This window comes from Nocardia sp. NPDC057440, from assembly GCF_042802915.1.
Taxonomy (GTDB): Bacteria; Actinomycetota; Actinomycetes; order Mycobacteriales; family Mycobacteriaceae; genus Nocardia.
In genome coordinates this window covers 43,304-65,098 of record NZ_JBHVDF010000010.1, presented here as the reverse complement: position 1 = coordinate 65,098, position 21,795 = coordinate 43,304, and the positions used below count along the sequence as shown (strand labels likewise).

Sequence of the window (21,795 nt, the reverse complement as noted above, 5' to 3'; positions counted from 1 at the left end):
GCTGTGCACTCCTCATCCGCCGGCCAACCTGGTCGGTGGCCCAATTCTGGGATGGGCATGTTGCACGGATGTGACAGGAGGTTACGAGCGAACCGCCGGGTCAGGTGACCCCGGGCACACCGAGGGCGGGTCGGGCGACACGACCGGGCGGCGCACGGCACACTGCATAGCGTGGTTGCTCCCACTTCGCGCAGGCCTCGGGCACCCTGGATCCACACCGTCGATCTCGGCTCGGAGGTGTGCGCCGCGTTGGCCTGGATACGCCGCCCCGGCCTGCTGCGCCGAATTCCGCCCGCGGTGCGTCATCACCTCTCCGGCGCACCCGCGAGCACCGCGTACGCGTTCACCCTCTTTATCACCTGGTGGACCCTGCGCGGCGTCGGCGGCCAGGTCGAGCGCAGGCTGATCTTCTCCGCCTCGACCAACCTCTACAACATGCAGCACAACCCGATTCAGGTGTTGGTCGCCTCCGCGTTCTGGACCGAGGGCGAATTCCCGTGGGTGACCATCGCCGAATTCCTGCTGCTGATGGCCGCCGCGGAACGCTGGCTCGGCACTGGACGCTGGATCCTGCTGTTCGCGACGGGGCACATCGGGGCGACCTTGTTGACCGTCACCGCGATCGACCGTCTCATCACCCGCGGCATCATCCCGACGAGGGTCGCGGTCGCCGCGGATGTCGGCACCAGCTACGGATTCACCGCGGTGCTGACCGCGATGGCGTTCTGCTTCCGCGGCAAGGTCCGGGTGGTGTGGATCGGCCTCATCCTCGTCACGCTCGCCGCGGCCCTGGTCGTCGGCCCGACATTCACCGACTACGGCCACCTCTGCGCGGCACTGATCGGACTGCTGGTCGGCACGGTCGCGAGCACTTTCTGGCAACGCGTGGAACGAGCGCGCACCCAGTCCGACGAGATTGATCGGCAGGCGTGATCAGGCGGTGGCCGGTGGCGCGACGCGACGCTGCACCAGGCCGATAACGGGTTCGACCACGCGCGCCGCGATCGGACCGAGCACCGCCATCAGCAGCACGTACGCCGAGGCGAACGCCGCGAGGTCGCCGTCGACCCCGCCCATGGCGACCGCCAATCCCGCGATGACGATGGAGAATTCACCACGCGCGACCAGTGCCGCGCCCGTCCGTGCGCGGCCCATCCTCCGGACGCCCTGCTTGCTGGCGGCCCACCACCCGGTGGCGATCTTGGTCAGCATCGTGATGACCGCGAGTGCGATGGCCCAGCCGAGGACCGGTGGGATGGCCTGCGGATCGGTGCTGAGCCCGAAGGCCACGAAGAAGATGGCCGCGAAGAGGTCCCGAATCGGTTCCAGCAGTTTCGCCGCCTCGTGCGCGGTCGAACCGGAGATGGCGATACCGAGCATGAACGCGCCGACCGCCGCGGAGACATTCAACGCGGAGGCCGCCCCGGCCACCAGCAGCGCGGCGCCCAGCAGCTTCAGCAGGAACACCTCGCGATCGGAACTGTCGACGACCGCAGACACGATGCGGCCGTAACGCAGCGCGACAACGATCACCACCGTCACCGTCACCAGCGCGATGGCCAGTGCCTTCAACCCGCTGAAGAAGCTCAGACCCGCCAGAATCGTGGTGAGCAAAGGCAGATACATCGCCATCGCGAGATCTTCGAACACCAGAATCGACAGGATCACCGGGGTTTCCCGGTTGCCGAGCCGTCCGAGATCGTTGAGCACCTTGGCGACGATCCCCGAGGACGAGATGTAGGTGACCCCCGCCATGGTGATCGCGCCGTTCACGCCCCAGCCGAGCATGAGTGCCACCACAGCGCCGGGGGTCGCGTTCAAGACGATGTCGAGCAGACCCGCGGCCCAGGAGCGCCGCAACCCGGTGACCAGCTCCGGCGCGGTGTACTCGAGTCCGAGGAGCAGCAACAGCAGAACAACGCCGATTTCGCTGGCGATATGGCCGAATTCGTTGGCTGCACCGAGTTCGATGAAGCCGCCTTGGCCGAACGCCAGCCCGCCTAGTAGGTAGAGCGGGATCGGCGACATGCCGACGCGGCCTGCGACTCTGCCCAGCATGCCAAGGACGAACAGCACAGCTCCGAGCTCGAGTAGTGCGAGCGCGGTTTCTGTCACGGGCTCACCCGTGCGTAAGAATTTTGGCGGCCGCGTCCAGACCGTCGGGCGTCCCGACGACCACGAGCAGGTCATCGGCGGCGAAGGTGAAATCGGGGCCGGGTGAGGGGTGCAGCTGGCCCGCACGCATCACCGCGACGATCGATGTCTTGGTCCGCGTGCGCATTCCGGTCTCGCCGAGGGTGCGGCCCTCGTACGGCGAATCGTCGCCGATGGGCAGCTGTCTGGTGGTGATACCGGGCAGATCCCGATGATCCTCGCGCAGCTTCGCGACCAACTGGGGTGCGCCGAGCAGGTTCGCGAGGACGGCGGCCTCGTCGGCGGTCAGCGGGATCTGGGCGGCACAGGCATCGGGATCGTCCAGTTTGGACACGATGAGATCGATGCCGCCGTCACGGTGGTCGACCACGCCGATTCGACGACCCGAGCGCGCCGAGAAATCCTTGCGGACCCCGATCCCGGGAAGAGCGGTGACATCGACATTCACAGTGTCCACCCTAGCGCTCGAGTGCGACGCGCACTCCGCTGAGGCTAACCGCCGACGAGCCCACCGATCGCGCCGCGCGCGAGCACGATCCCGGCGATGGCCAGCGCCCAGCCGGTCGCACTGTCGGCATGCCTGCTCAGGAACGTGTCGACCCGGACCAGCAGCGGCTCGATCCTGCTGTGCCACATCGTCCGTGCGGCGATGAGCACCAGCGCGGGCCCGACCATCACCGCGCAGTAACCGGCCAGCAATGTCACCGAGGACGCGATCGGCAGGTGACTGGTCACCAACAGGCCGAGGGCGGCCAGGTAGGGCACCATCGAGAACACCTCCAGCGTCCCCGCGCTGAGCGCGAGCACCGCGAGCCCGGCAGCGGAAGATTGTGCGGCAAGTACTCGGGTGCGCCACGCGGCGGTCCGATCCGGCTCACTACGCGCTCGGCGCTTTGTGGAGTCGAATCGCCACGAGACCGCGAACAGCGCGACGCCGAGCGCCAGTTGCGGCACCAGCAGCCACGGGCTGTGCGCGGCATCGCGAAAACGCTCCAGACCCGAATCCACGACGAACAGGCCGAGCACACCGACGAGGAAATAGAACGCCGCGATCGCGGCCAGGTAGACCAGCATGCGGCGTACGGGCGGACGATGCGGCGCGAGCAGCAACCACACGGGGATGATCAGCGTGCCGATGCTGGTGCTGTCCACCAGGGCAAGTCCGATCAGGGCGAGTATCAGTGTCACCAACCGAGACTCCCCCGTGTCGGGCGGCGTCGGCGTCGGCCGTCGGACCGACGACTGCTCATCACTTCGGTGGACCTGTGCGCGCGCCCGGTGTGCTGTGATGGGGACGTGAGGAGGCAGTGGTCGGCGTTGTCGGCGATGGCGCAGGACGCGCTGATCGCCGTCTTCGTGTTCGCCTTCGGCGCGACGCTGTATGTCGCCGGGCTGTATCCGATGACCTCCGGCAGCATCGATCCGTCGCTGACGGTGCGCTTCGGCGTGCTCGCGCTGATGTGCGCGGTGTCGCTGCTGCGCCGCAGGATCCCGATGTGGGCGCTGGCCCTCGGACTCGTGCCACTCGGCATCGACCTGTGGCTCGGTGCGACGGTGCCGATCTGGATCATGTATTCGGATCTGATCTATGCCGCCGTCTTGTACGCATCGCCCGCGCGGTCCCGGTTCGTGGTGGCGGCGGGCGCGGTGCTGTCGGCGGTGGCGGCAGGACTGGTCTTGGTGCTCACCGGGGACTGGCGCGTGATGGCACTGGCGATCACCGCGGCGGTCGCCTTCATCGGCAGCTCGATCTGGTGGGCGCTGTCGGTGCGGCACCACCGGGAGATCGCGGGCGCTGAACGCGCACGCGCGCAAGCGCTTTCCCTGGTCGCCGAGCTGGACCGGCGGGCAGCGATCGCCGACGAGCGCAAGACGATGGCGCGCGATCTGCACGACGTGATCGCGGGCCACCTCTCGGCGATCGCCCTCCAATCCGAGGCGGCCCTCGGTGTGTTGTCCCGCCAGGATTCGGCCGACCCGGCGGTGACCGGCATCGTCGGCTCGATCCGGTCCAATAGCGTCAGCGCATTGCAGGAGATGCGGACCATGATCGGGCTGCTGCGCCGCGACGACGGCGCCGAGGACGATCCGGCCGCACCGCGGCGGCTCGCGCAGCTGCCGATCCTCGTCGACGCGGCCCAGGCGGCCGGGATCACCGTGCGGGTGACCGCGGACATCGACGGCGTCGAGCTGCCGAGCGCGGTCGACCAGGCCGCCTACCGGATCGTCCAGGAAGCACTCACCAACGCGATGAAACACGCACCGGGACAAGCGGTCGACATCGACGTGTCCGTCGAGCCGACGACAGTGGCTGTGCTGGTGCGCAATCAGGTCAGATCGACGCCGCGGCAGCAGCCCGAGGACCCCGAGGCAGGGCGTGGCCTGGCGAATATGCGTGAGCGCGCGGCCGCGCTCGGCGGCAGCTTCGCAGCGGGACCGGCTGCCACGGGCTGGGAAGTGCTTGCCCGACTACCGACTTCGACCACCAAGGAGATGTCGTGACGATTCGGGTGCTGATCGCCGACGACCACGGAGCGATCCGGGCCGGCCTGCGGATGATCCTCGACGCCACGCCGGACATCGAGGTGATCGGCGAGGCCGCGGACGGGGATATCGCTGTGGCACAGGCGAAAGCGCTACGCCCGGATGTAGTGCTGATGGATGTGCGGATGCCCGGTGTCGACGGCATCACCGCCACCGGCCGGATCACCGCCGACGCACTGGCCAAGGTGCTCATCCTGACTACCTTCGACCTCGACGAGTACGTCTTCCGAACGTTGCGAGCCGGCGCCTCGGGATTCGTGCTCAAATCCGCGTCGGGGCAATCGCTGGTGGACTCTGTGCGCGCGGTGGCCGCGGGTGACGGCGTGCTCGCGCCGGAGGTGACCGCGGCGGTGATCAACGCCTTCGCCGCCACGACCATCGAGAACACCGAGCCCGCGCCGCAGGGGTTCGCCGATCTCACCGAACGCGAACGCGAGGTACTCGACTGCCTCGGCGAAGGGCTGACCAACGCGCAGATCGCCACCCGGCTGTTCATCGGCGAGACGACCGTGAAGACGCATGTCTCGCGGGTGCTCACCAAACTCGGTGTGCGGTCCAGGGTTCAGGCTGCGATCCTGGCCAGGGAAGCCAAGGATCGGTAGTCAGCGATCCAGTGGGGCGAAAGTGCCGTCGGGGCCGGGCAGGTACTCGACGACGGCGGTGACCGCGCCTGCGGGCAGCGGACCGTAAAGATGCGGGAACAGCATGGACTCCGGGTCGCTCGGCACACCCGGCTCCCACTTCACCGGCGCGCCGACCCGCGCCGGGTCGATGCGTAGCAGCACCAGATCCCGGCGGCCCGCGAACAGCCGATTGGCGGGCAGGTGTGCCTGCTGCGGCGCGGACAGGTGGATGAACCCGACCTCATCGAGCGAAGCCGGCCGGTGCTCGCCGGTCTGGCGCGTGGTCAGCCACTCCGACAGAGTGCAAATGTGAACGAGAGTGTGAGTGTCGTGGATCACGGGTAATCTCCCGGTAGACAACTGGATAGGCCTGTTCGTGATCGTGATCGCGTGGGGTTCGGTACGTGACCAGTGATGTTCGCCTTTAGCGAAATCCCAGGTCGTGTTACAGAAAACACACAGAATCACTTCCGGGAACAAAGCCCCCGTCCCGAACGTCTGACAGAGTAGTCATACCCCTGCTGGGAAGTAGCGGTAGCGAGCCCGCGGAGTGACCACGGGCCCCACACCAGGTGAACGGACTGTAGTGCCGGGAGCCAGGACGGAGGAGTCATGCCAGGAACCCTGACAAGCACCCCACTGACCGCGGTCGATCGTTGCGACCGCTGCGGGGCGGCTGCACGAGTGCGTGCCGTACTGCCCGCAGGTGGCGAGTTGCTCTTCTGCCAGCATCACGCGAACGAACACATGGATCGACTGCGTGAGCTCGAAGCCGTGATCGATACGGAATCGGCTCCCGCCATCTGACCCGTCCAGTTTCGCGTCCCGACACAACAGCATCGAACAACAGAACATCGCGAATACCAGCAGCGGGCGACCTACACGTCGCCCGCTGTTGGCGTTCCACCACACTCGCCGAGGATGCCGTCCAGCAGTGCGGCAAGGCCGAACGCGAACGCGCCGTCCGGATCCGCCGGCGCCTGATAGTGCTCGCCCGCGGCCGCCCCGACGCGCGCGGACAGCGGGAACTGCGCCACCGGCATCGCCTGTGTCAGCAGCGGGCCGTGCTGCTCCCACCACTGCGCGTCCGAGAGTTCGGCGGTACTGCGGGTCGCTGCGATGGCCATCCGCGCGTTTCCGGTCGCGAATTCCGACAGCACGGCGATGACCCGGTCCATCGCCACATCCGATAGACCGATCCCGTCGATCGCGCCCAATTGGCGTTCGTAGCGCCGCATTCGGCCGGGGCCGAGCACCAGCCGCCACGGCGGCACCTCGAGCAGCCATGGATGGTTGATGAGCTCGGCGCGCACTCCAGTGGCGATCGCGGCCATCCGATCGCGCACGGGCACCTCGCCCGGGATGGGCGCGTCCTCGTCGGCCACCGCGTCGACCATCAGCACCGCCAGCGCGTCCTTGCTCGGGACATAGGTGTAGAGGCTCATGGGTTTGAGGCCGAGCTCGGCGGCGACCGCACGGATAGACACCTTCTCGTAGCCCTCGCGGTCGGCGAGGGCGACCGCGGCGGTGACTACGGCGTCGACGCTGACTGTCTGTTTGGGTCCGCGGCCGCCGGGACGCTGCGGCATGGTGTGCCGCCAGAGCAGGCCTATCAGCTGTTCAGCCTGGTCGGGACTGGTGCCGTTGGTCACGTGCCTCCTCGAAATAAATCCAGTACGGTGTACGTTGTTACAATACTCCGTACACCATACGACGAACTAGGGGTGCGCTCTGCCCAGCACACAGGCCACATATCTTCCCGACCGTCACATGTTCGCGCTGTGGACCTGGACCGGGCATGCCGTCGGACGCGCACCGGAGGGCGCCCACGAGACCATGCGGCTCGCGGTGCCGACCGGCGCGCGCGACGCCATCGAGGTCGCGGACGTCGACTGCGCGCTCGTCGACCCCGAGGATCTACTCGGCCTGACCATCGAGGGCGCGGGGCCGTCCGTCGACGCTTGGCAGTCCGCCCTCCGCCACCCCGGCGAGCTGTCGGCCCCCTCGGCCGCCGCGGACAACACCACGCACGAGACGTCCGGCCCGCCGGACGCCGCTTCGCCTGCCGCGTCGGCGCAGCAGATCGGACAGGTGCTTCCGATCGCGGCACACGCCGTCCCCGACGCGGTCGGCACGTCGATCTACGCGGCCGAACGCGCACTGCGCGTGCTACACGAAACCCTTTCCATCGCCGCCGAATTGCGTTCCACGCTGAAGGCGGATCTGCGGCCGTATCAGGCACGTGGGGTCGGCTGGCTGCACGAGACCGTCGCCGCGCACGGTGGCGCGGTGCTGGCCGACGAGATGGGGCTGGGCAAGACGGTGCAGACCATCGGCTTCCTGCTCGGCCGGGCCGCGGCAGGGCCGCAGCTGGTTGTCTGTCCCACCTCGCTGGTCGGCAACTGGGCGCACGAGATCACCCGGTTCGCGCCGCGGCTGCGTCCGGTCGTGTGGCGTGGTGGGGACCTCGCCGCCGAAGCGGGCGTGGTCATCGTCACCGGGTATCCGACGCTGCGCATGCACGGGGGCGCACTGAACGACCGAACCTGGGCGACAGCGGTTTTCGACGAGGCGCAGGCGCTGAAGAATCCGCGCACCCAGATCGCCGAGGCGGCGCGCGCACTCACCGTCGACGGGCGGGTCGCGCTCACCGGAACCCCGGTGGAGAATCATCTGGAGGAATTGTTCGCGCTGCTGAACCTGGTCGCGCCGCGACTGTTCGGGCACCGCACCCAGTTCCGACGCCGGTTCGTGCGGCCGATCCACGAGGGCTCTGCCGCCGCGGCGGCGCGGCTGCGCGATGCGATCGAACCGGTGGTGCTGGCGCGCAAGAAGGCTCAGGTCGCCGCGTCACTGCCGGCGAAGATCCACAGCGATCTGCTGTGCGATCTCACCTCGGAGCAGGAGACGCTCTACGACCAGTTGCTCGATCGGGCGATCGACGACGGATTCGGCCACGGCGCCCAGCGCCAGAGCCGGGTGCTCGCGGCGCTGACCGCACTCAAACAGGTCTGCAATCACCCCGGCCTGATCACCGGGGAACTCGGCGAGCTGGCAGGTCGCTCCGGCAAGCTCGACCTGTGCACCGACATCGTGGCCAACAATCTCGAAACCGGTGATCCGACACTGATATTCACCCAGTATCGGCAGACCGGCGAGCTGCTGGTGCGGCACCTTTCCGAACAGTTCGGGGTGAGCGCGCCGTTCTTCCACGGCGGACTGAACCAGTCGGAGCGAGCGGCGATCGTCTCCGGGTTCCAGGCCGAGGACGGACCGCCGGTCCTGGTGCTGAGCCTGCGTGCGGCGGGCACTGGTCTCACGCTGACCCGCGCCGCCGACGTCATCCACTTCGACCGGTGGTGGAACCCAGCGGTGGAGGCCCAGGCCTCCGATCGGGTGCACCGGATCGGTCAGACCAGGACCGTCACCATCACCACCCTCACCTCGGGCACCACCGTCGAGGAGCACATCGCGGGAATGCACGACCGCAAGTCCGCGCTGTCGGACCTCGGCGATCCGGCAGGTATCGCCGCACTGGCAAAGCTCGACGACGACCAACTGGTCGCGATCCTGCGCCGCAAGAGGGAGAACTGATGGCGGACAACGAATTCGGCTACACCGCCTGGGGCATGGACTGGGTTCGCCTTGCCGAGCCGATACGCCAGACCCGCCCCGAACCACTGCTCCCCCGAGCCCGCAGCATCGCCCGCAACCACGGCGTCCAGGCCACGATCGAGGGCCGCATCGTCCGCGCCGCCATCCATCGCGGCGGCCAGGCCTCGGTCACCCACGTCGAGGTAACGCCGCTACCTCGCGTCGCCGTTACCGCGATCGCCGAGATCATCACCGACCCGACCGTCCTCACCGACGCTATGCACCGGGCACTCGTCACAGCGAGCGCGACCCCGGCGCCCGTGCTCGCAGGCACCGACTGCTCGTGCTCGGCGCGTTCGGCCCGCTGCGTGCACGTCTTGGCGTTGTTCTACGAGATCGCCCGCCGCGTCGACGAGAACCCCCGCCTCGCCCTCGAACTCCAGGGCTATTTCCGGCCGGCGCAGGACGCGGCGGCGACCACTGTGGAAGCACCGCGATGGGTGCCGATCAACACCCTCGACCCTGCCGGCTACTTCGGACCGCACCCGAGCTGACCGGCCGACGTCGCGACCGTGCGTATTGCACTCACTGTCGACGCAGGGTTCCGAAGACCCGCCGGGATGCCGGCGCCGGTCTTCACCGGGTTCCGGGCCGATGGGCACGGAATCGGAAGCTGCCTGCGCCGGTGTCGATCTCGATGTCGGTGAAACCGACCCTGGCGAGGCGCTCGGCGGCGTCTTGCGGGGGTACCGGCAGGCAGGTGTCGCCCAGGTGCATCAGGCGGAAGACTCGGGTGTCGAGTCCATCGCTGCCCGCGAACACACCGCCCGGCCGCAGCACCCGGAACGCCTCGGCGATCAGTGCGTCCTGCTGCCGGACCGTCGGGACGTGGTGCAGCATGGTGAAGCACACCACAGTGTCGAATTCGCCGTCCGGCAGCGGCATTTCAGCGCCGTCGCCCGCGAGGACGGTCATCGCGCTGCCGTGCCGGTCACGCAGGCGATCGGCCAGTGCGGAGTCGATCTCGAGTCCGGTGAGGGTGCTGGTTCGCTCCAGCAGGGCGCGCACGTTCGCACCGTAGCCAGGACCGATCTCCAGTGCGGAGGAACCGAGTTCGAGACCCGACAGCGCCCACGGAACGATCTTCGTCGCACTGGCCCGCTCCCACATCGCCGACCGGCAGAGGATTCGGTGGAAGAAATTCATTGCCATGAGCTCACGCTAGGGGCGGGCGGGCGCGGCCACGACCGGCTACGGTGACACACTGTGTCGCAGAACGGCCAACCTTCGGTCTTCGGCCGATCCCTGGTGCTCCCGGCCACCGCAGGCGACACCGCGATGGTCTTCGGCGCCGGCGTGCTGCCCGCAGGCCACTGGTTCGACACCCACGAGCATGCGCAGCATCAGATCGCCTGGGCCGCACGGGGTGTCCTCGTGGTCGAGATCGGCGACGGCCACTGGGTACTGCCGCCCACCCGGGCACTGTGGATTCCCGGCAACGCCCGGCACCGGACCGGAACCGCCGAGGGGGCCACGATGCACGGCATCTTCGTGGAGCCGGACCGGTGCCCGGTCTCCTTCGGCGCGCCGACCATGTTGCGGGTCACCCGGCTCCTGCACGAATTGTTCGACCATCTCACCGCCCCGGGCACTGCCCCCGCGCCACGCCGCCGCGCGGAGGCAGTGGTTTTCGATCTGCTCGAACCCGTCGAGGTGATCCCGATCGGCGCGCACCCGCCGTCGGACCCACGGGCCAGGCAGGTGGCCGAGGCGCTCACCCGCGATCCGGCCGATGATCGCACCCTCGGCCAGTTCGCCATTCACGTGTCCGCCGCGCCGCGCACGCTGGCCAGACTGTTCGTCGCGGAGACCGGAATGAGCTTCGGCCAGTGGCGAACTCAGATCCGGCTCGCCGCCTCGCTGCCCCCGCTGGCTGCTGGGGTGCCGATCGCGCGGATCGCCGGACGAGTCGGATACTCCACGCCGAGTGCGTATGTCGCGGCGTTCCGGCGCGCGGTCGGCGTATCGCCCGGGCGCTACTTCGCGCGCTGATCAGGAGTTCGTACCGCCGTCGACGGTGAAGAACGCACCGGTGATGCTGCGGCCGGTTTCCCCCGCGAGGAAGGTCACCGTTGCGGCGATGTCGTCGGCGGTGCCGAAGCGGCCGAGCGCGGACAGTTCCCGCTGGTGTGCGGCGTGGTCGCCGTCGGCCGGATTCATGTCCGTGTCGGTCGAGCCCGGCTGCACCAGGTTGACCGTGATGTTGCGCGGACCGAGTTCGCGCGCAAGCGCTTTGGTGAATCCGTTCAGCGCGGACTTGCTGAGGTTGTACAGCGAAAGCCCACCGAACGGCGCATGCTCGGACAAATTGGTGCCGATGCTGATGATGCGTCCGCCGTCGGTCATATGCGCCACCGCGGCCTGTGCGCCGACGAAAGCGGCGCGGGCGTGGATGTTGAGCGCGCGGTCGACCTCCGCCACCGTGAACTCCTCGAACGGTTTGGCCGGGAAGATGCCCGCATTGTTGACCAGCACATCGAGCCCGCCCAGTTCGGCGGCGGTCCGTTCGACGGCGCCCTTGACGTCCTCGGCGTCGGCGCTGTCCGCCCGAATCGCGATGGCCCGGCGACCGAGCGCCTCGATCTCGGCGACCACGGACTTCGCCAGCACATCGGCGCTCTGGTAGGTCACTGCCACATCCGCACCGGCGGCGGCCAGTTGCCGCGCGATCGCGGCGCCGATCCCCCTGCTGCCACCGGTCACCAGCGCCACTTTGCCTGTCAGATCCGACATTGTCGCTCCCTCAATTTCTGTGTCGATCAGTACATAAATAGAAAAGCGCATACCCGGGGCTCGCGTCAAGGGGTATATTTAACGATCGACACAGAAAGGAGACCGCCATGGTGACCCGCGGACGCCCGCGCGCTTTCGACCGCACCGAAGCATTACGACGCGCCATGGAGGTGTTCTGGGAGCACGGCTACGAAGGCTCGTCCATGAGCGACCTCACCTCCGCGATGGGCATCAACTCACCGAGCCTGTACGCCGCGTTCGGCGGTAAGGAAGCGCTGTTCCGCGAGGCCGTCTCGCTGTACGGGCAGACCGAAGGCGGCTACACCGACCGCGCCCTGCGCGAGGAACCCACCGCCCGCGCAGGCATCGAGGCGATGCTGCGCGACAACGCGGTCGCCTACACCGTCGAGGACAAGCCGCACGGCTGCATGGTCGTGCTCGCGGGCTCCACCTACACCACCCGCAACGAGAGCGTGCGCGACTTCCTCATCGACAAGCGACGCGAGACAACCGAAAACATCCGCAGACGGCTCGATCGCGGTGTCGCCGAAGGTGATCTGGCTCCGACTGCCGACACCGCCGCACTGGCCAGCTTCTACACCACAGTGCTCTACGGGCTGTCCATCCAAGCCCGCGACCACGCCGATCTGGCCGAGCTGTCACGGTCGATCGACTGCGCCATGGCCGCCTGGCCCGCCGACGTCTCGGTGCCGAGCGCGCCGTAAGGACGCTCCGATCTACAGGCGCGGGTCGTGCATCAGCCGAAAGCTGTGCAGCGCAGTCGAATCGCCGATCGCGGTGAACTCCCCGCCGACCACCTCGACCGGCGAGATATCGCAGTCGTCCGCGATGTCCTCGACCGACAGCCGCATCGGCCGATCGGCCCGATGCCACGGCGTCACCGCGTACGCGGCATCCTCGACCGCCAGCATCACCCAGAGCGGAATGCGGCCGTCGGGCAGAACTCGGTAGTTGCGTGACACCGAGCGCTACTTTCTTCGCAGCGCCGCGATGCGCTCGACAAGCTGATCCGCCGTAGCCAAAGCCGTTGGCGGGCCGCCACATTCGCGGCGCAGCTCGCCATGGATGACGCCGTGCGGTTTGTTGGTGCGATGGTGGTGCATGGCGACGAGACTGTTGAGCTCGCGACGCAACTCGCCGAGCCGGTCGGCCGTGGCGACTCGCTGCGCCGCGCTGGCAACCTGCGTGCCGAGGTCGGGGGTGCTCGACTCGCCACGCTCGGCGATCTGTCTGGACTGACGATCGCGCAACAGCGCCCGCATCTGATCGGCGTCGAGCAGACCGGGGATGCCGAGATAGTCCGCCTCCTCGGCACTGCCCGCGATGGTGGCTGTGCCGAACGAGGACCCCTCGTAGATCACCTGATCGAGCTCGGCGTCGGCGGCCAGGGCGACGAACGGCTTCTCGTCCTCGCCCGGCTCGTCCTTCTGCTTGTTGGCATCGACCAGCAGCTCGTCGTCGAGGCCGTCCTTCTCCCGATGCGGCTTGCCGATGACGTGGTCGCGCTGCAACTCCAGCTGCGCGGCCAGATCCAGCAGCACCGGGACCGAGGGCAGGAATACGCTCGCGGTCTCACCCGGCTTGCGCGCACGCACGAAGCGGCCGACAGCCTGGGCGAAGTACAGCGGGGTCGAAGCACTCGTGGCGTACACGCCGACCGCGAGGCGCGGCACGTCGACGCCCTCGGACACCATCCGCACCGCGACCATCCACGGCTGGGTGTTATTGCTGAACTCGGCGATCCGCTTGGAGGAGTCGGGATCATCCGACAGCACCACTGCGGGCCGCTCCCCTGAGATGTGTTCCAGCAGCTCGGCGTAATCGCGGGCGCGCTCCTGATCGGTGGCGATCACCAATCCGCCCGCGTCGGGCATACCGGAGGCGCGCTTCTGCCGCAGGCGGGTGTCGGCGGCGCGCAGCACCGCGGAAATCCAGTCGCCCGCCGGGTCCAGCGCGGTACGCCAGGCGCGCGCGGTGTGCTCGGCGCTCAGCGGCTCGCCCAGGCGCGCGGTGTATTCCTCGCCCGCACTGTCGCGCCAGTGCGCCTCGCCGGAGTAGGCGAGGAACACCACCGGCCGCACCACGCCGTCGGCGAGCGCCTCGGCGTAGCCGTAGGCGTGGTCGGCGCGCGAACGCGGGAACCCGCCCTCATCGGGTTCGTAGGTGACGAACGGGATCTGACTGTCGTCGCTGCGGAACGGGGTACCGGTCAGCGCGAGTCTTCGGGTGGCATCGCCATAAGCCTCGGCGGCCGCGTCACCCCAGGTCTTCGCGTCGCCCGCATGGTGGATCTCGTCGAGAATCACCAGGGTCTTGCGGTTTTCGGTGCGCACCCGGTGCCGGGAAGGATGCGAGGCGACCTGCGCGTAGGTGACCACGACACCGTGGTAATCACCGGAGGTGCCGCCCGTCGCGTTGGAGAATCGCGAATCCAGCGCGATGCCGACCCGGTTCGCGGCCTGCGCCCACTGGTGCTTGAGGTGCTCGGTCGGCGCGACGACGGTGATCTGGTCAACGGTGCGGTCGGCGAGCAACTCGGCGGCGACCCGCAGCGCGAAGGTGGTCTTACCCGCGCCGGGGGTGGCCACCGCGAGAAAGTCCCGTGGCTTGGTCGTCAGATATTTGGTCAGTGCGCGACGCTGCCACGCACGCAGCGAACCACCTGAAACCGTGGCGCTCGATGCTCCCGAATCGCTCGGCGTTTCCGCTTCTCCCGCCACAGCGGCGCCCGACCCAGTCACGCAGAAGACCCTACTGGCCCGGTATGGCGTGTCGCCAAACCGACGCGGCCGAGGCGACCGGCATCACATGTCGGCCCTGGAGTTCCCGCCGCGTTCACGTGCCGCACGCCGACACGTTGCACCGCCGAAGCGGTGCCGAACCGACTTGTGCGCGATGCTGTAGAGACCATGACCGACGACAGTGCCCTATCGAGCCCCACCACCGCGATCCACAGCGGCGGCGGCGCGGAACCCGCCGCGGCGGCCCGCTATGTCCGCGGCACGGCCGCCTGGCTGGCGCGCGCGGGCCGGCAGAGCGGCAGGCTCGTCGCCCGCGTCGCGGTGAAGGCATGGAACGATTCCATATTCGCGAAGTCCGCGGCCGCGGCGTTCTGGCAGACGATGTCGCTGGCGCCGCTGCTGCTCGGCGTGCTCGGCAGCCTCGGCTACGTCGGCGAGTGGTTCGGGCCCGACACGGTGGAGATCGTCGAGCAGAAAATCATCGTGTTCAGCCGGGATCTGTTCAGCACGACCGTGGTGTCGGACCTGATCGAACCGACGGTCACCGATGTCCTCGGGCGCGGGCGGGCCGCCTTCGTGTCGGTGGGTTTCGTGTTGTCGCTGTGGGCGGGATCCTCCGCGATGGCGACGTTCGTCGACTCCATCGTCGAGGCGCACGGACAGCAGGATGCCCGGCATCCGGTGTGGCAGCGGATCTTCGCGTTGCTGCTGTATGTGCTGTTCCTGATCGCGGCGGTGTTCATCCTGCCGCTGATCGCACTCGGGCCTACGCTGATCGGGCGGGCGCTGCCGGACTCGTGGCGCGAGCCGGGACTGCGCTTGATCGACGCGTTCTACTACCCGGGTGTCGGCTTGCTGCTGATCATCGGCCTCACCACGCTCTACAAGCTGGCATTGCACCGATCGCTGCCGTGGCACCGGCTCTTCGGCGGAGCCCTGGTCGCCGGTGTGTTCTTCATGGCCGCCAGCGAGGGATTGCGCCGATATCTGTCCTGGGTGACCAGGACCGGTGTCAGCTACGGCGCACTCGCCACCCCGATCGCGTTCCTGCTGTTCACGTTCTTCCTCGCGTTCGCGGTGATCCTCGGCGCGGAATTCAATGCCACGGTCCAGGAGTTCTGGCCTGCCGGCAGCACTCGCATCGACCAGGTGAAGGAGTGGCTGTCCAACCAGATTCTCGGTGATGTGGCAGCCGCCGAGGAGTCGGCAGCCGACGTTCCCACCGCGGACGCCGCGAGCGCCGGGACCGAATCCGCGCCGAATCGCACGGCGGAGACGGAATCCGTGCGCCTGGCGAAAACGCCGAGCCCCGAGACAGCACAAAGCCCCGAGCCGAACCCGGGGCCGCAGGCACCATCGAATTCCCGGACGGCATCGATCACGACGCCGCCGGGTGGGGCCGACTCGACTCAGTCGCCCTTGCGTAGCCCGTCGTAGACCTTCTTGCACTCGGGGCACACCGGCGAACCGGGCTTCGCGGAACGGGTCACCGGGAAGACCTCACCGCACAGTGCGACCACGTGGGTGCCCATGACGGCGCTCTCGGCGATCTTGTTCTTCTTCACATAGTGGAAGAACTTCGGGGTGTCGTCGCCCGTCGTCTCGTCGGTAGTCGTGTCCGGCCGAACCAGAGTCTCGGTACTCACGGATTCCATGATGCCGCATCCGGGCGCGAGTGGCCGAATACGGTCGCGGCAGAAGTCGCTGACCAGGTCATGTGCGGTTGATCGCCGACAGTGGAAGACTCGAGGGTATGCAGCAGTACGGCGATTCCTCCGACGCCGACGACATCGGCCGCGGTGATCGCCCGGACGTGACGGTGCCCACTCCCGAACGCTCCTCCGGCTACTTTCCCGGCAGCGACGACAAGCACCCGGTGCTGATCACCGAGGCCGCACCGTCGCTGGAAGATCAGCATCGCGCCCGTGTCCGCAGGTACACGATCATCATGGCCTTCCGCATCCCCTGCCTGGTGCTGGCCGCGTTCGCCTACAGCGCCTTCAGCAATGCCCTCATCTCGATTCTCATCATCGCCGCATCCATCCCGCTGCCCTGGATCGCGGTGCTGATCGCCAACGATCGCCCGCCGCGCCGCAAAGACGAGCCGAGCCGCTGGGACGAGCGCCGCGCCGCCATCGAATCGCGTCCGCACAAGGCCATCGACAGCTGAGTTCCGCCCGAACGGGACTACCCGGGAATAGCGGCGGCCGTGCGCCGCATTCGCGCTGAGAGCAGTGCCGCGATGCCACAGAGCCCGCCCGCGATATACCAGGCCGTGGTGTAGCTGCCCTGGAGATCGCGGATGACGCCCGCCCCGGTCGCGGCGATCGCCGAACCGATTTGGTGTGCGGCGAACACCCAGCCGAACGCGACCGGACCATCCGTGCCGAACAGCTCGCGGCACAGCATCACCGTCGGCGGCACGGTGGCGATCCAGTCGAGGCCGTAGAAGATGATGAACACCCACATGCTGGGCTGCGTGTGCGGCGAGAACAGCGACGGCAAGATGAGCAGCGACAGTCCGCGCAGGGTGTAGTAGCCGACCAGCAGGTAGCGGGGGTCGACCCGGTCGGTGAGCCAGCCCGAGGCGATAGTGCCCGCGACGTCGAAAATGCCGACCAGCGCGAGCAGGCCCGCCGCCGTGGTGGACGGCATGCCGTGGTCGTGTGCGGCGCTGACGAAGTGGGTGCCGACCAGGCCGTTGGTCGATGCGCCGCAAATCGCGAATCCGCCTGCCAACAGCCAGAATCCGGGTCGGCGCGCGATGGTGGCCAGCACGGTCAGCGCGCGCATCGCACCGCCGGTCGCGGGCGTGCGCAGGCCCACCGAGCTGCCCGCTTCGGCGCCGTAGGCGGAAACGCCTGCGTCACTGGGGAAATCGCGGATGAACAGCCACACCAGCGGCACCACGGCCAACGCGGCGCCTGCGACGATCAGTGACGGCGCCCGCCAGCCGTGATCGTGTGCCACCGCCGACACCAGGGGCAGGAAGATCAGCTGCCCGGTCGCGCCCGCGGCGGTGAGCACTCCGGTGATCAGTCCACGCTGGCGCACGAACCAGCGGCCGGTGATGGTCGCCACGAACGGCATCGACATCGAGCCGACACCGACGCCGACCAACAGACCCCAGGTCAGCACGAGATGCCAGGGCTGTGTCATGAACACCGTCAGCCCGCTGCCCGCCGCGACGAGCAGCAGTGCGCACGCCACCACCCTGCGGATGCCGAAGCGGTCCATCAGCGCGGCGGCGAACGGCGAAATCAGGCCGTACAACAGCATATTCAGCGAGACGGCCGCGCCGATGGTGCCGTGCGACCACCCGAATTCCTCGTGCAGCGGATCCATCAGCACGCTCGGCACCGACCGGAAAGCCGCGGCGCCGAGCAGTGCGACGAACCCCACACCCGCCACGGTCCATGCGGGATGCAGCCACGGCCGGTTCATGGAATCGATATGTCCCTGCGCCGGGGGCGTCTGCAGTTCGGTCACCTGCTGAGCGTGCCGGAATCTCCCTTGGGGAACGAGTGGCCGGGATGCCATTAACCGCCAAGATCGTGCCACCCCGGCGCGACCGGCGCCGCCTCGACAGCGCACCGGCCGCCCTTTACTGTGTGGCGGGGAATTCGAGAGAACGTCGTTGTGGCGTGGCGCACAGTCACGCGACAGGCAAGAGGCGCAGTGCCGCACCAGTGTTCACGCGGTCGTCGGGGTCTACCCCGCAGGACAGAGGAGACAGCATGATTCGGTGGGCCTGGGCCTTCCTCGATCGGCCCGCGCAGCGTTTCGACGACTGCGCGACGTTCTGGTCCACGATCACCGGCACCCAGCTCTCGCCCCGCCGCGGCGCGAACGACGAATTCCTCACGCTCCTACCGGATCCCGCGCTGTTCGCGGCCGCAGGGGTCAAAATGCAGTCGGTCACCGGCCTCGGCGGGGTGCACATCGACTTCGATGTCGACGACATCGCCGCCGCCGTTCGCATCGCGCTCGACCTCGGCGCCGACCTGGTCGCCAACCACCCGGACTATGCCGTCCTGCGCTCGCCGTCGGGCCAGACGTTCTGCTTCACCCCCAGCGGCCGCGCCAAGGGCCAGCCCGCTCCCGCCGTCAGCGCGCCGGACGGCACGCTGACCCGTTTGGACCAGGTCTGCCTGGACATCGGCGCCGCCGATCACGAGGCCGAGTCACACTTCTGGAGCGTCCTGACCGGCTGGGAGCAGCAGCAGGGCAGGCTGCCGGAGTTCTCCCGGCTGCGCGCGAAAAACCGGCTGCCCATCCAGCTGCTGCTGCAGCGCCTCGGTGCGGATCGCCCGACCAGCGCGCATATCGACCTGTCGTCGTCGGATATCAACGCCACCGCCGACTGGCACGAATCCCTCGGCGCGACCCGCATCCAGAATCACGAACACTGGATCGTCATGTCCGACCCCGGCGACGCCACCTACTGCATCACCTCCCGCGACCCGGACGGAGTCTGACGGCGGCTGCGGCACCCGACCGAGTCTCGACGGCAAGCGGATGTGTGACACGGCGAACACCTGGCGAGCGCTGCGCGGTCGCGGTGGCAGAGTACCGATGTGCCTACGAACCAGACGACGACCGGATCGCTGCTCAGCGCGTTGTGCCCGGATCTGCGGACCGCGCTGACCCGTGTCCGCTATGACGCGGACACGCTGCTCGAGGTGCTCGGAGTCGAAGTGCACGCGGCGCTCGGCCGGTCGGAGCCGGTGCCGGTGCGTCGCGCCGCACGGGACGCGGGCGAACTCGGCACCCTGATCCGGTTGCTGTTGCTCGGCGACGCACTGCCCCGGCGGGACGTGGCCGCCGCGCTCGCACCCGTGGATATCGAGCGCGCCGTCGCGGCCGGATTGCTGGACCGGGACGGTGATCTGGTGCGCGCGGCATTGGACCTGCGCCCCCTGGACGTCGGCGTCGGCACCCGGTGGATCCTGTCCGATCTCGACGACTCGATGCGAAGGCGCACACTGACCGAAGAGCATGTGCTCGGCGTCGGCCACGCTTCGCTGTCGCTGCTGCGCGCGACGCCGACCCGCAAGGTCGGTTCGGTACTCGATCTCGGCACCGGCTGTGGCGTGCAGGCCGTGCACGCGACCTCCTATGCCGACCGGGTGACCGCCACCGACGTGAACCCGCGCGCGCTGTGGCTTGCCGACGCGACCGCGGCACTCAACGGCCTCGACATCGAGCTGCTGGAAGGTTCCTGGTTCGAGCCGGTGGCCGGACGCCGCTTCGACCAGGTGGTGGCCAACCCGCCCTTCGTGGTCGGCCCCGCCCGCATCGAGCACACGTACCGCGATTCCGGCCTCGCCCTCGACGGCGCAAGCGAACTGGTGATCTCCCAGGCCCCGGAGTTGCTCGCCCCCGGCGGCACCGCCGCGATGCTCGCGGCGTGGGCGCACGTGGACGGCGAGGACTGGCGGCACCGCGTGTCGTCCTGGCTGCCCGCGCACGGCGTCGACGCCTGGGTGGTGCAGCGCGACGTCGCCGATCCCGCCTTGTATGTGGGCACCTGGCTGCGCGACGCCGGACTCGATCCGCGCGACCCAGCCGCGCAGGCCCGCGCCGAACAGTGGCTCGACGCCTTCACCGCGGCCGATGTCGAGGGCATCGGCTTCGGCTTCGTCTATCTGCACGCCATCGACGGCCCGACCGAGTTGCTCGCCGAGGACCTCACGCATGGCTTCGACGACCCGCTCGGCGACGAGGCGACCAGGTATTTCGAGCGCTCGGCCTGGCTGCGCGCCGCCGCAGGCGACGAAAACCTTGCCTGGTCTTCACGTTTCGCGGTGGATCCGGCGACCGCGCTGGAACGTGTCTATCTGCCGGGAGAGGACGGCTGGGCCCAGCAGGTCGCACGGCTGCACCGCGGCGACGGACCGCGCTGGCAGCACGAGGTTGACGAATCCACCATCGCCCTCGTCGCGGGAATGCGGGCGGATGGGATGCCGTTGTACGAGTTGATCGAACTGCTGGCGGTTGCCACCGGATCCGACGAGGTGACCACGGAGTTCATGGCCGACGCACTCTCGGTGGTGGCCGGATTGGTCCGCCACGGATTGGTGCGACCCGTCTGACCGACGGCCGCACCGGTGGGCGGCGGACGCGCTCGGCAACGAGTGTTCCGATTCCGAATGCTTCTCAGGAACTTCTCAGACGGAAGCGCTGGAAACCGCAGTTCAGAGCGGTTTATCTGGGCGGTAGCGGGGAACTTTCTCATTGTCGGGTCCGTTGTTCGGAGTGAGACACCACCGACAGGAGGCAAGTCATGACCAGCCCCGCCACCACTCGTGTGCGCCCCAGCGATATGGACCTCGACGCCCAGAGCCCCGCCGCCGACCTGGTACGCGTGTACCTGAACGGGATCGGTCGCACGGCACTGCTCACGGCCGCCGACGAGGTCGAGCTGGCCAAGTGCATCGAGGCGGGCCTCTATGCCCAGCATCTGCTGGAGACCGGCAAGCGGCTGTCGGCCACGCGGAAACGCGATCTGGCCATTGTCGTGCGCGAAGGCCAGTCCGCCCGGTCGCATCTGCTCGAGGCCAACCTCCGCCTCGTGGTCTCACTTGCCAAGCGCTACACCGGCCGCGGCATGCCGCTGCTGGACCTGATCCAAGAGGGCAACCTCGGCCTGATCAGGGCGATGGAGAAGTTCGATTACGCCAAGGGCTTCAAGTTCTCCACCTACGCCACCTGGTGGATCCGGCAGGCCATTACCCGCGGTATGGCCGATCAGAGCCGCACCATCCGGCTGCCGGTCCATCTGGTCGAACAGGTCAACAAGCTGGCCAGGATCAAGCGCGAGCTGCACCAGCAGCTCGGCCGCGAGGCCACCGACACCGAGCTCGCCAACGAGTCGGGCATCCCGGTCGAGAAGATCTCCGATCTGCTCGATCACAGCCGCGACCCGGTAAGCCTCGATATGCCGGTCGGCAATGACGAAGAGGCCCCGCTCGGCGATTTCATCGAGGACTCCGAGGCCACCTCGGCCGAGTCCGCGGTCATCGCGGGTCTGCTGCATCACGATGTGCGCAGCGTGCTCGCCACCCTGGACGAGCGCGAACAGCAGGTCATCCGGCTGCGCTTCGGCCTGGACGATGGCCAGCCGCGCACCCTCGACCAGATCGGCAAGCTCTTCGGACTCTCCCGCGAGCGGGTGCGTCAGATCGAGCGCGAGGTCATGTCGAAGCTGCGCAAGGGCGAGCGGGCCGACCGGCTGCGCGCCTACGCCAGCTGATCGCAAGGTAATTCGCGCCGGCGACCCCGGCACGCCCATGGCGCCGAGCCACTTCGAGGCCGGCGCCCGG

At 68.4% G+C, this 21,795-nt stretch carries 24 protein-coding genes; 13 read left to right on the top strand and 11 right to left on the bottom strand.

The genetic code is table 11. The features are described from left to right. Window positions 1-171: 171 nt before the first annotated feature. The gene (locus ACFU4Z_RS21285) at window positions 172-933 is read left to right on the top strand and encodes a rhomboid-like protein (RefSeq protein ID WP_379065549.1); all 762 of its coding nucleotides are present in this window, start codon (window positions 172-174) and stop codon (window positions 931-933) included. On the opposite strand, the gene ACFU4Z_RS21280 is transcribed toward ACFU4Z_RS21285, so the two are convergent. From ACFU4Z_RS21280 to ACFU4Z_RS21270, 3 genes are read right to left on the bottom strand one after another with little or no spacing between them, the layout of a single operon-like run. After that, window positions 934-2,115, bottom strand: coding sequence for a cation:proton antiporter (locus ACFU4Z_RS21280; RefSeq protein ID WP_379065547.1), 1,182 nt, complete (start codon window positions 2,113-2,115; stop codon window positions 934-936). It abuts the gene before it with no gap. 4 nt (window positions 2,116-2,119) lie between these two features. After that, a complete protein-coding gene (locus ACFU4Z_RS21275) occupies window positions 2,120-2,602 on the bottom strand; it encodes a cation:proton antiporter regulatory subunit (RefSeq protein WP_379065545.1) in 483 nt (160 codons plus the stop codon). A 44-nt stretch (window positions 2,603-2,646) separates the two neighbouring features. Continuing rightward, entirely contained in the window at window positions 2,647-3,342 is a 696-nt protein-coding gene (locus tag ACFU4Z_RS21270) for a GAP family protein (protein ID WP_379065543.1), read from the bottom strand. Window positions 3,343-3,450: 108 nt separating this feature from the next. Here ACFU4Z_RS21270 and ACFU4Z_RS21265 point away from each other — a divergent pair, with 108 nt between their 5' ends. Continuing rightward, the gene (locus tag ACFU4Z_RS21265) at window positions 3,451-4,656 is read left to right on the top strand and encodes a sensor histidine kinase (protein WP_379065541.1); all 1,206 of its coding nucleotides are present in this window, start codon (window positions 3,451-3,453) and stop codon (window positions 4,654-4,656) included. Further along, a complete protein-coding gene (locus tag ACFU4Z_RS21260) occupies window positions 4,653-5,300 on the top strand; it encodes a response regulator (protein WP_379065539.1) in 648 nt (215 codons plus the stop codon). Before ACFU4Z_RS21265 ends, ACFU4Z_RS21260 begins: the two co-directional genes overlap by 4 nt. Here ACFU4Z_RS21260 and ACFU4Z_RS21255 read toward each other — a convergent pair whose 3' ends face one another. Next, entirely contained in the window at window positions 5,301-5,660 is a 360-nt protein-coding gene (locus ACFU4Z_RS21255) for a DUF952 domain-containing protein (protein ID WP_379065536.1), read from the bottom strand. Between the two features lie 273 nt (window positions 5,661-5,933). On the opposite strand from ACFU4Z_RS21255, the gene ACFU4Z_RS21250 reads away from it, so the two are divergent. Next, window positions 5,934-6,128 (top strand): hypothetical protein, encoded by a 195-nt coding sequence (locus tag ACFU4Z_RS21250; RefSeq protein ID WP_150405918.1) that lies wholly within the window; start codon window positions 5,934-5,936, stop codon window positions 6,126-6,128. A 71-nt stretch (window positions 6,129-6,199) separates the two neighbouring features. On the opposite strand, the gene ACFU4Z_RS21245 is transcribed toward ACFU4Z_RS21250, so the two are convergent. Continuing rightward, complete coding sequence (locus tag ACFU4Z_RS21245) at window positions 6,200-6,910, bottom strand: TetR/AcrR family transcriptional regulator (protein ID WP_379065961.1); 711 nt, start codon at window positions 6,908-6,910, stop codon at window positions 6,200-6,202. A 181-nt stretch (window positions 6,911-7,091) separates the two neighbouring features. Here ACFU4Z_RS21245 and ACFU4Z_RS21240 point away from each other — a divergent pair, with 181 nt between their 5' ends. Together ACFU4Z_RS21240 and ACFU4Z_RS21235 are read left to right on the top strand one after the other, a co-directional pair. Next, on the top strand, window positions 7,092-8,915 hold the full coding sequence (locus ACFU4Z_RS21240; RefSeq protein ID WP_379065534.1) for a DEAD/DEAH box helicase: 1,824 nt from the start codon (window positions 7,092-7,094) through the stop codon (window positions 8,913-8,915). Further along, window positions 8,915-9,469 (top strand): SWIM zinc finger family protein, encoded by a 555-nt coding sequence (locus ACFU4Z_RS21235; RefSeq protein ID WP_379065532.1) that lies wholly within the window; start codon window positions 8,915-8,917, stop codon window positions 9,467-9,469. The genes ACFU4Z_RS21240 and ACFU4Z_RS21235 overlap by 1 nt, the downstream gene beginning before the upstream one ends. Before the next feature lie 82 nt (window positions 9,470-9,551). On the opposite strand, the gene ACFU4Z_RS21230 is transcribed toward ACFU4Z_RS21235, so the two are convergent. After that, entirely contained in the window at window positions 9,552-10,127 is a 576-nt protein-coding gene (locus ACFU4Z_RS21230) for a class I SAM-dependent methyltransferase (RefSeq protein WP_379065530.1), read from the bottom strand. Between the two features lie 54 nt (window positions 10,128-10,181). Here ACFU4Z_RS21230 and ACFU4Z_RS21225 point away from each other — a divergent pair, with 54 nt between their 5' ends. Next, window positions 10,182-10,967 (top strand): AraC family transcriptional regulator, encoded by a 786-nt coding sequence (locus tag ACFU4Z_RS21225; RefSeq protein ID WP_379065528.1) that lies wholly within the window; start codon window positions 10,182-10,184, stop codon window positions 10,965-10,967. Here ACFU4Z_RS21225 and ACFU4Z_RS21220 read toward each other — a convergent pair whose 3' ends face one another. Continuing rightward, window positions 10,968-11,708 carry an SDR family NAD(P)-dependent oxidoreductase gene (locus ACFU4Z_RS21220; protein ID WP_379065526.1) on the bottom strand — a complete coding sequence of 247 codons (741 nt, stop codon included), beginning with the start codon at window positions 11,706-11,708 and terminating at the stop codon, window positions 10,968-10,970. Between the two features lie 107 nt (window positions 11,709-11,815). On the opposite strand from ACFU4Z_RS21220, the gene ACFU4Z_RS21215 reads away from it, so the two are divergent. After that, window positions 11,816-12,433, top strand: a complete 618-nt coding sequence (locus ACFU4Z_RS21215; RefSeq protein WP_379065524.1) for a TetR/AcrR family transcriptional regulator — start codon at window positions 11,816-11,818, stop codon at window positions 12,431-12,433. Between the two features lie 12 nt (window positions 12,434-12,445). Here ACFU4Z_RS21215 and ACFU4Z_RS21210 read toward each other — a convergent pair whose 3' ends face one another. Further along, entirely contained in the window at window positions 12,446-12,691 is a 246-nt protein-coding gene (locus ACFU4Z_RS21210; RefSeq protein ID WP_379065522.1) for a hypothetical protein, read from the bottom strand. Window positions 12,692-12,697: 6 nt separating this feature from the next. Beyond that, window positions 12,698-14,449: a DEAD/DEAH box helicase gene (locus tag ACFU4Z_RS21205; protein ID WP_379065959.1), complete on the bottom strand. Its 1,752-nt coding sequence runs from the start codon at window positions 14,447-14,449 to the stop codon at window positions 12,698-12,700. A 189-nt stretch (window positions 14,450-14,638) separates the two neighbouring features. Here ACFU4Z_RS21205 and ACFU4Z_RS21200 point away from each other — a divergent pair, with 189 nt between their 5' ends. After that, entirely contained in the window at window positions 14,639-15,907 is a 1,269-nt protein-coding gene (locus tag ACFU4Z_RS21200; protein WP_379065520.1) for a YihY/virulence factor BrkB family protein, read from the top strand. Here the strand turns inward: ACFU4Z_RS21200 and ACFU4Z_RS21195 are convergent. Continuing rightward, complete coding sequence (locus tag ACFU4Z_RS21195; RefSeq protein ID WP_328403537.1) at window positions 15,880-16,116, bottom strand: DUF3039 domain-containing protein; 237 nt, start codon at window positions 16,114-16,116, stop codon at window positions 15,880-15,882. The genes ACFU4Z_RS21200 and ACFU4Z_RS21195 overlap by 28 nt on opposite strands. A gap of 107 nt (window positions 16,117-16,223) precedes the next feature. On the opposite strand from ACFU4Z_RS21195, the gene ACFU4Z_RS21190 reads away from it, so the two are divergent. Continuing rightward, window positions 16,224-16,640, top strand: a complete 417-nt coding sequence (locus ACFU4Z_RS21190; RefSeq protein ID WP_379065517.1) for a DUF3099 domain-containing protein — start codon at window positions 16,224-16,226, stop codon at window positions 16,638-16,640. Between the two features lie 17 nt (window positions 16,641-16,657). On the opposite strand, the gene ACFU4Z_RS21185 is transcribed toward ACFU4Z_RS21190, so the two are convergent. Then, window positions 16,658-17,914, bottom strand: coding sequence for an MFS transporter (locus tag ACFU4Z_RS21185; RefSeq protein ID WP_379065957.1), 1,257 nt, complete (start codon window positions 17,912-17,914; stop codon window positions 16,658-16,660). A 293-nt stretch (window positions 17,915-18,207) separates the two neighbouring features. On the opposite strand from ACFU4Z_RS21185, the gene ACFU4Z_RS21180 reads away from it, so the two are divergent. From ACFU4Z_RS21180 to ACFU4Z_RS21170, 3 genes are all read left to right on the top strand, one after another. Then, a complete protein-coding gene (locus tag ACFU4Z_RS21180; protein ID WP_379065515.1) occupies window positions 18,208-18,948 on the top strand; it encodes a VOC family protein in 741 nt (246 codons plus the stop codon). Between the two features lie 99 nt (window positions 18,949-19,047). Beyond that, complete coding sequence (locus ACFU4Z_RS21175; RefSeq protein WP_379065513.1) at window positions 19,048-20,565, top strand: methyltransferase; 1,518 nt, start codon at window positions 19,048-19,050, stop codon at window positions 20,563-20,565. A gap of 191 nt (window positions 20,566-20,756) precedes the next feature. After that, window positions 20,757-21,725: a sigma-70 family RNA polymerase sigma factor gene (locus tag ACFU4Z_RS21170; RefSeq protein WP_379065511.1), complete on the top strand. Its 969-nt coding sequence runs from the start codon at window positions 20,757-20,759 to the stop codon at window positions 21,723-21,725. Window positions 21,726-21,795 lie beyond the last annotated feature (70 nt).

Excerpts from the sequence above, each read along its gene's own strand:
- ACFU4Z_RS21250 (WP_150405918.1), top strand. The coding sequence starts at position 5,934 with ATGCCAGGAACCCTGACAAGCACCCCACTGACCGCGGTCGATCGTTGC.
- ACFU4Z_RS21245 (WP_379065961.1), bottom strand. The coding sequence starts at position 6,910 with ATGCCGCAGCGTCCCGGCGGCCGCGGACCCAAACAGACAGTCAGCGTC.
- ACFU4Z_RS21240 (WP_379065534.1), top strand. The coding sequence starts at position 7,092 with ATGTTCGCGCTGTGGACCTGGACCGGGCATGCCGTCGGACGCGCACCG.
- ACFU4Z_RS21235 (WP_379065532.1), top strand. The coding sequence starts at position 8,915 with ATGGCGGACAACGAATTCGGCTACACCGCCTGGGGCATGGACTGGGTT.
- ACFU4Z_RS21230 (WP_379065530.1), bottom strand. The coding sequence starts at position 10,127 with ATGGCAATGAATTTCTTCCACCGAATCCTCTGCCGGTCGGCGATGTGG.
- ACFU4Z_RS21220 (WP_379065526.1), bottom strand. The coding sequence starts at position 11,708 with ATGTCGGATCTGACAGGCAAAGTGGCGCTGGTGACCGGTGGCAGCAGG.
- ACFU4Z_RS21215 (WP_379065524.1), top strand. The coding sequence starts at position 11,816 with ATGGTGACCCGCGGACGCCCGCGCGCTTTCGACCGCACCGAAGCATTA.
- ACFU4Z_RS21200 (WP_379065520.1), top strand. The coding sequence starts at position 14,639 with ATGACCGACGACAGTGCCCTATCGAGCCCCACCACCGCGATCCACAGC.
- ACFU4Z_RS21190 (WP_379065517.1), top strand. The coding sequence starts at position 16,224 with ATGCAGCAGTACGGCGATTCCTCCGACGCCGACGACATCGGCCGCGGT.
- ACFU4Z_RS21185 (WP_379065957.1), bottom strand. The coding sequence starts at position 17,914 with ATGAACCGGCCGTGGCTGCATCCCGCATGGACCGTGGCGGGTGTGGGG.
- ACFU4Z_RS21180 (WP_379065515.1), top strand. The coding sequence starts at position 18,208 with ATGATTCGGTGGGCCTGGGCCTTCCTCGATCGGCCCGCGCAGCGTTTC.
- ACFU4Z_RS21170 (WP_379065511.1), top strand. The coding sequence starts at position 20,757 with ATGACCAGCCCCGCCACCACTCGTGTGCGCCCCAGCGATATGGACCTC.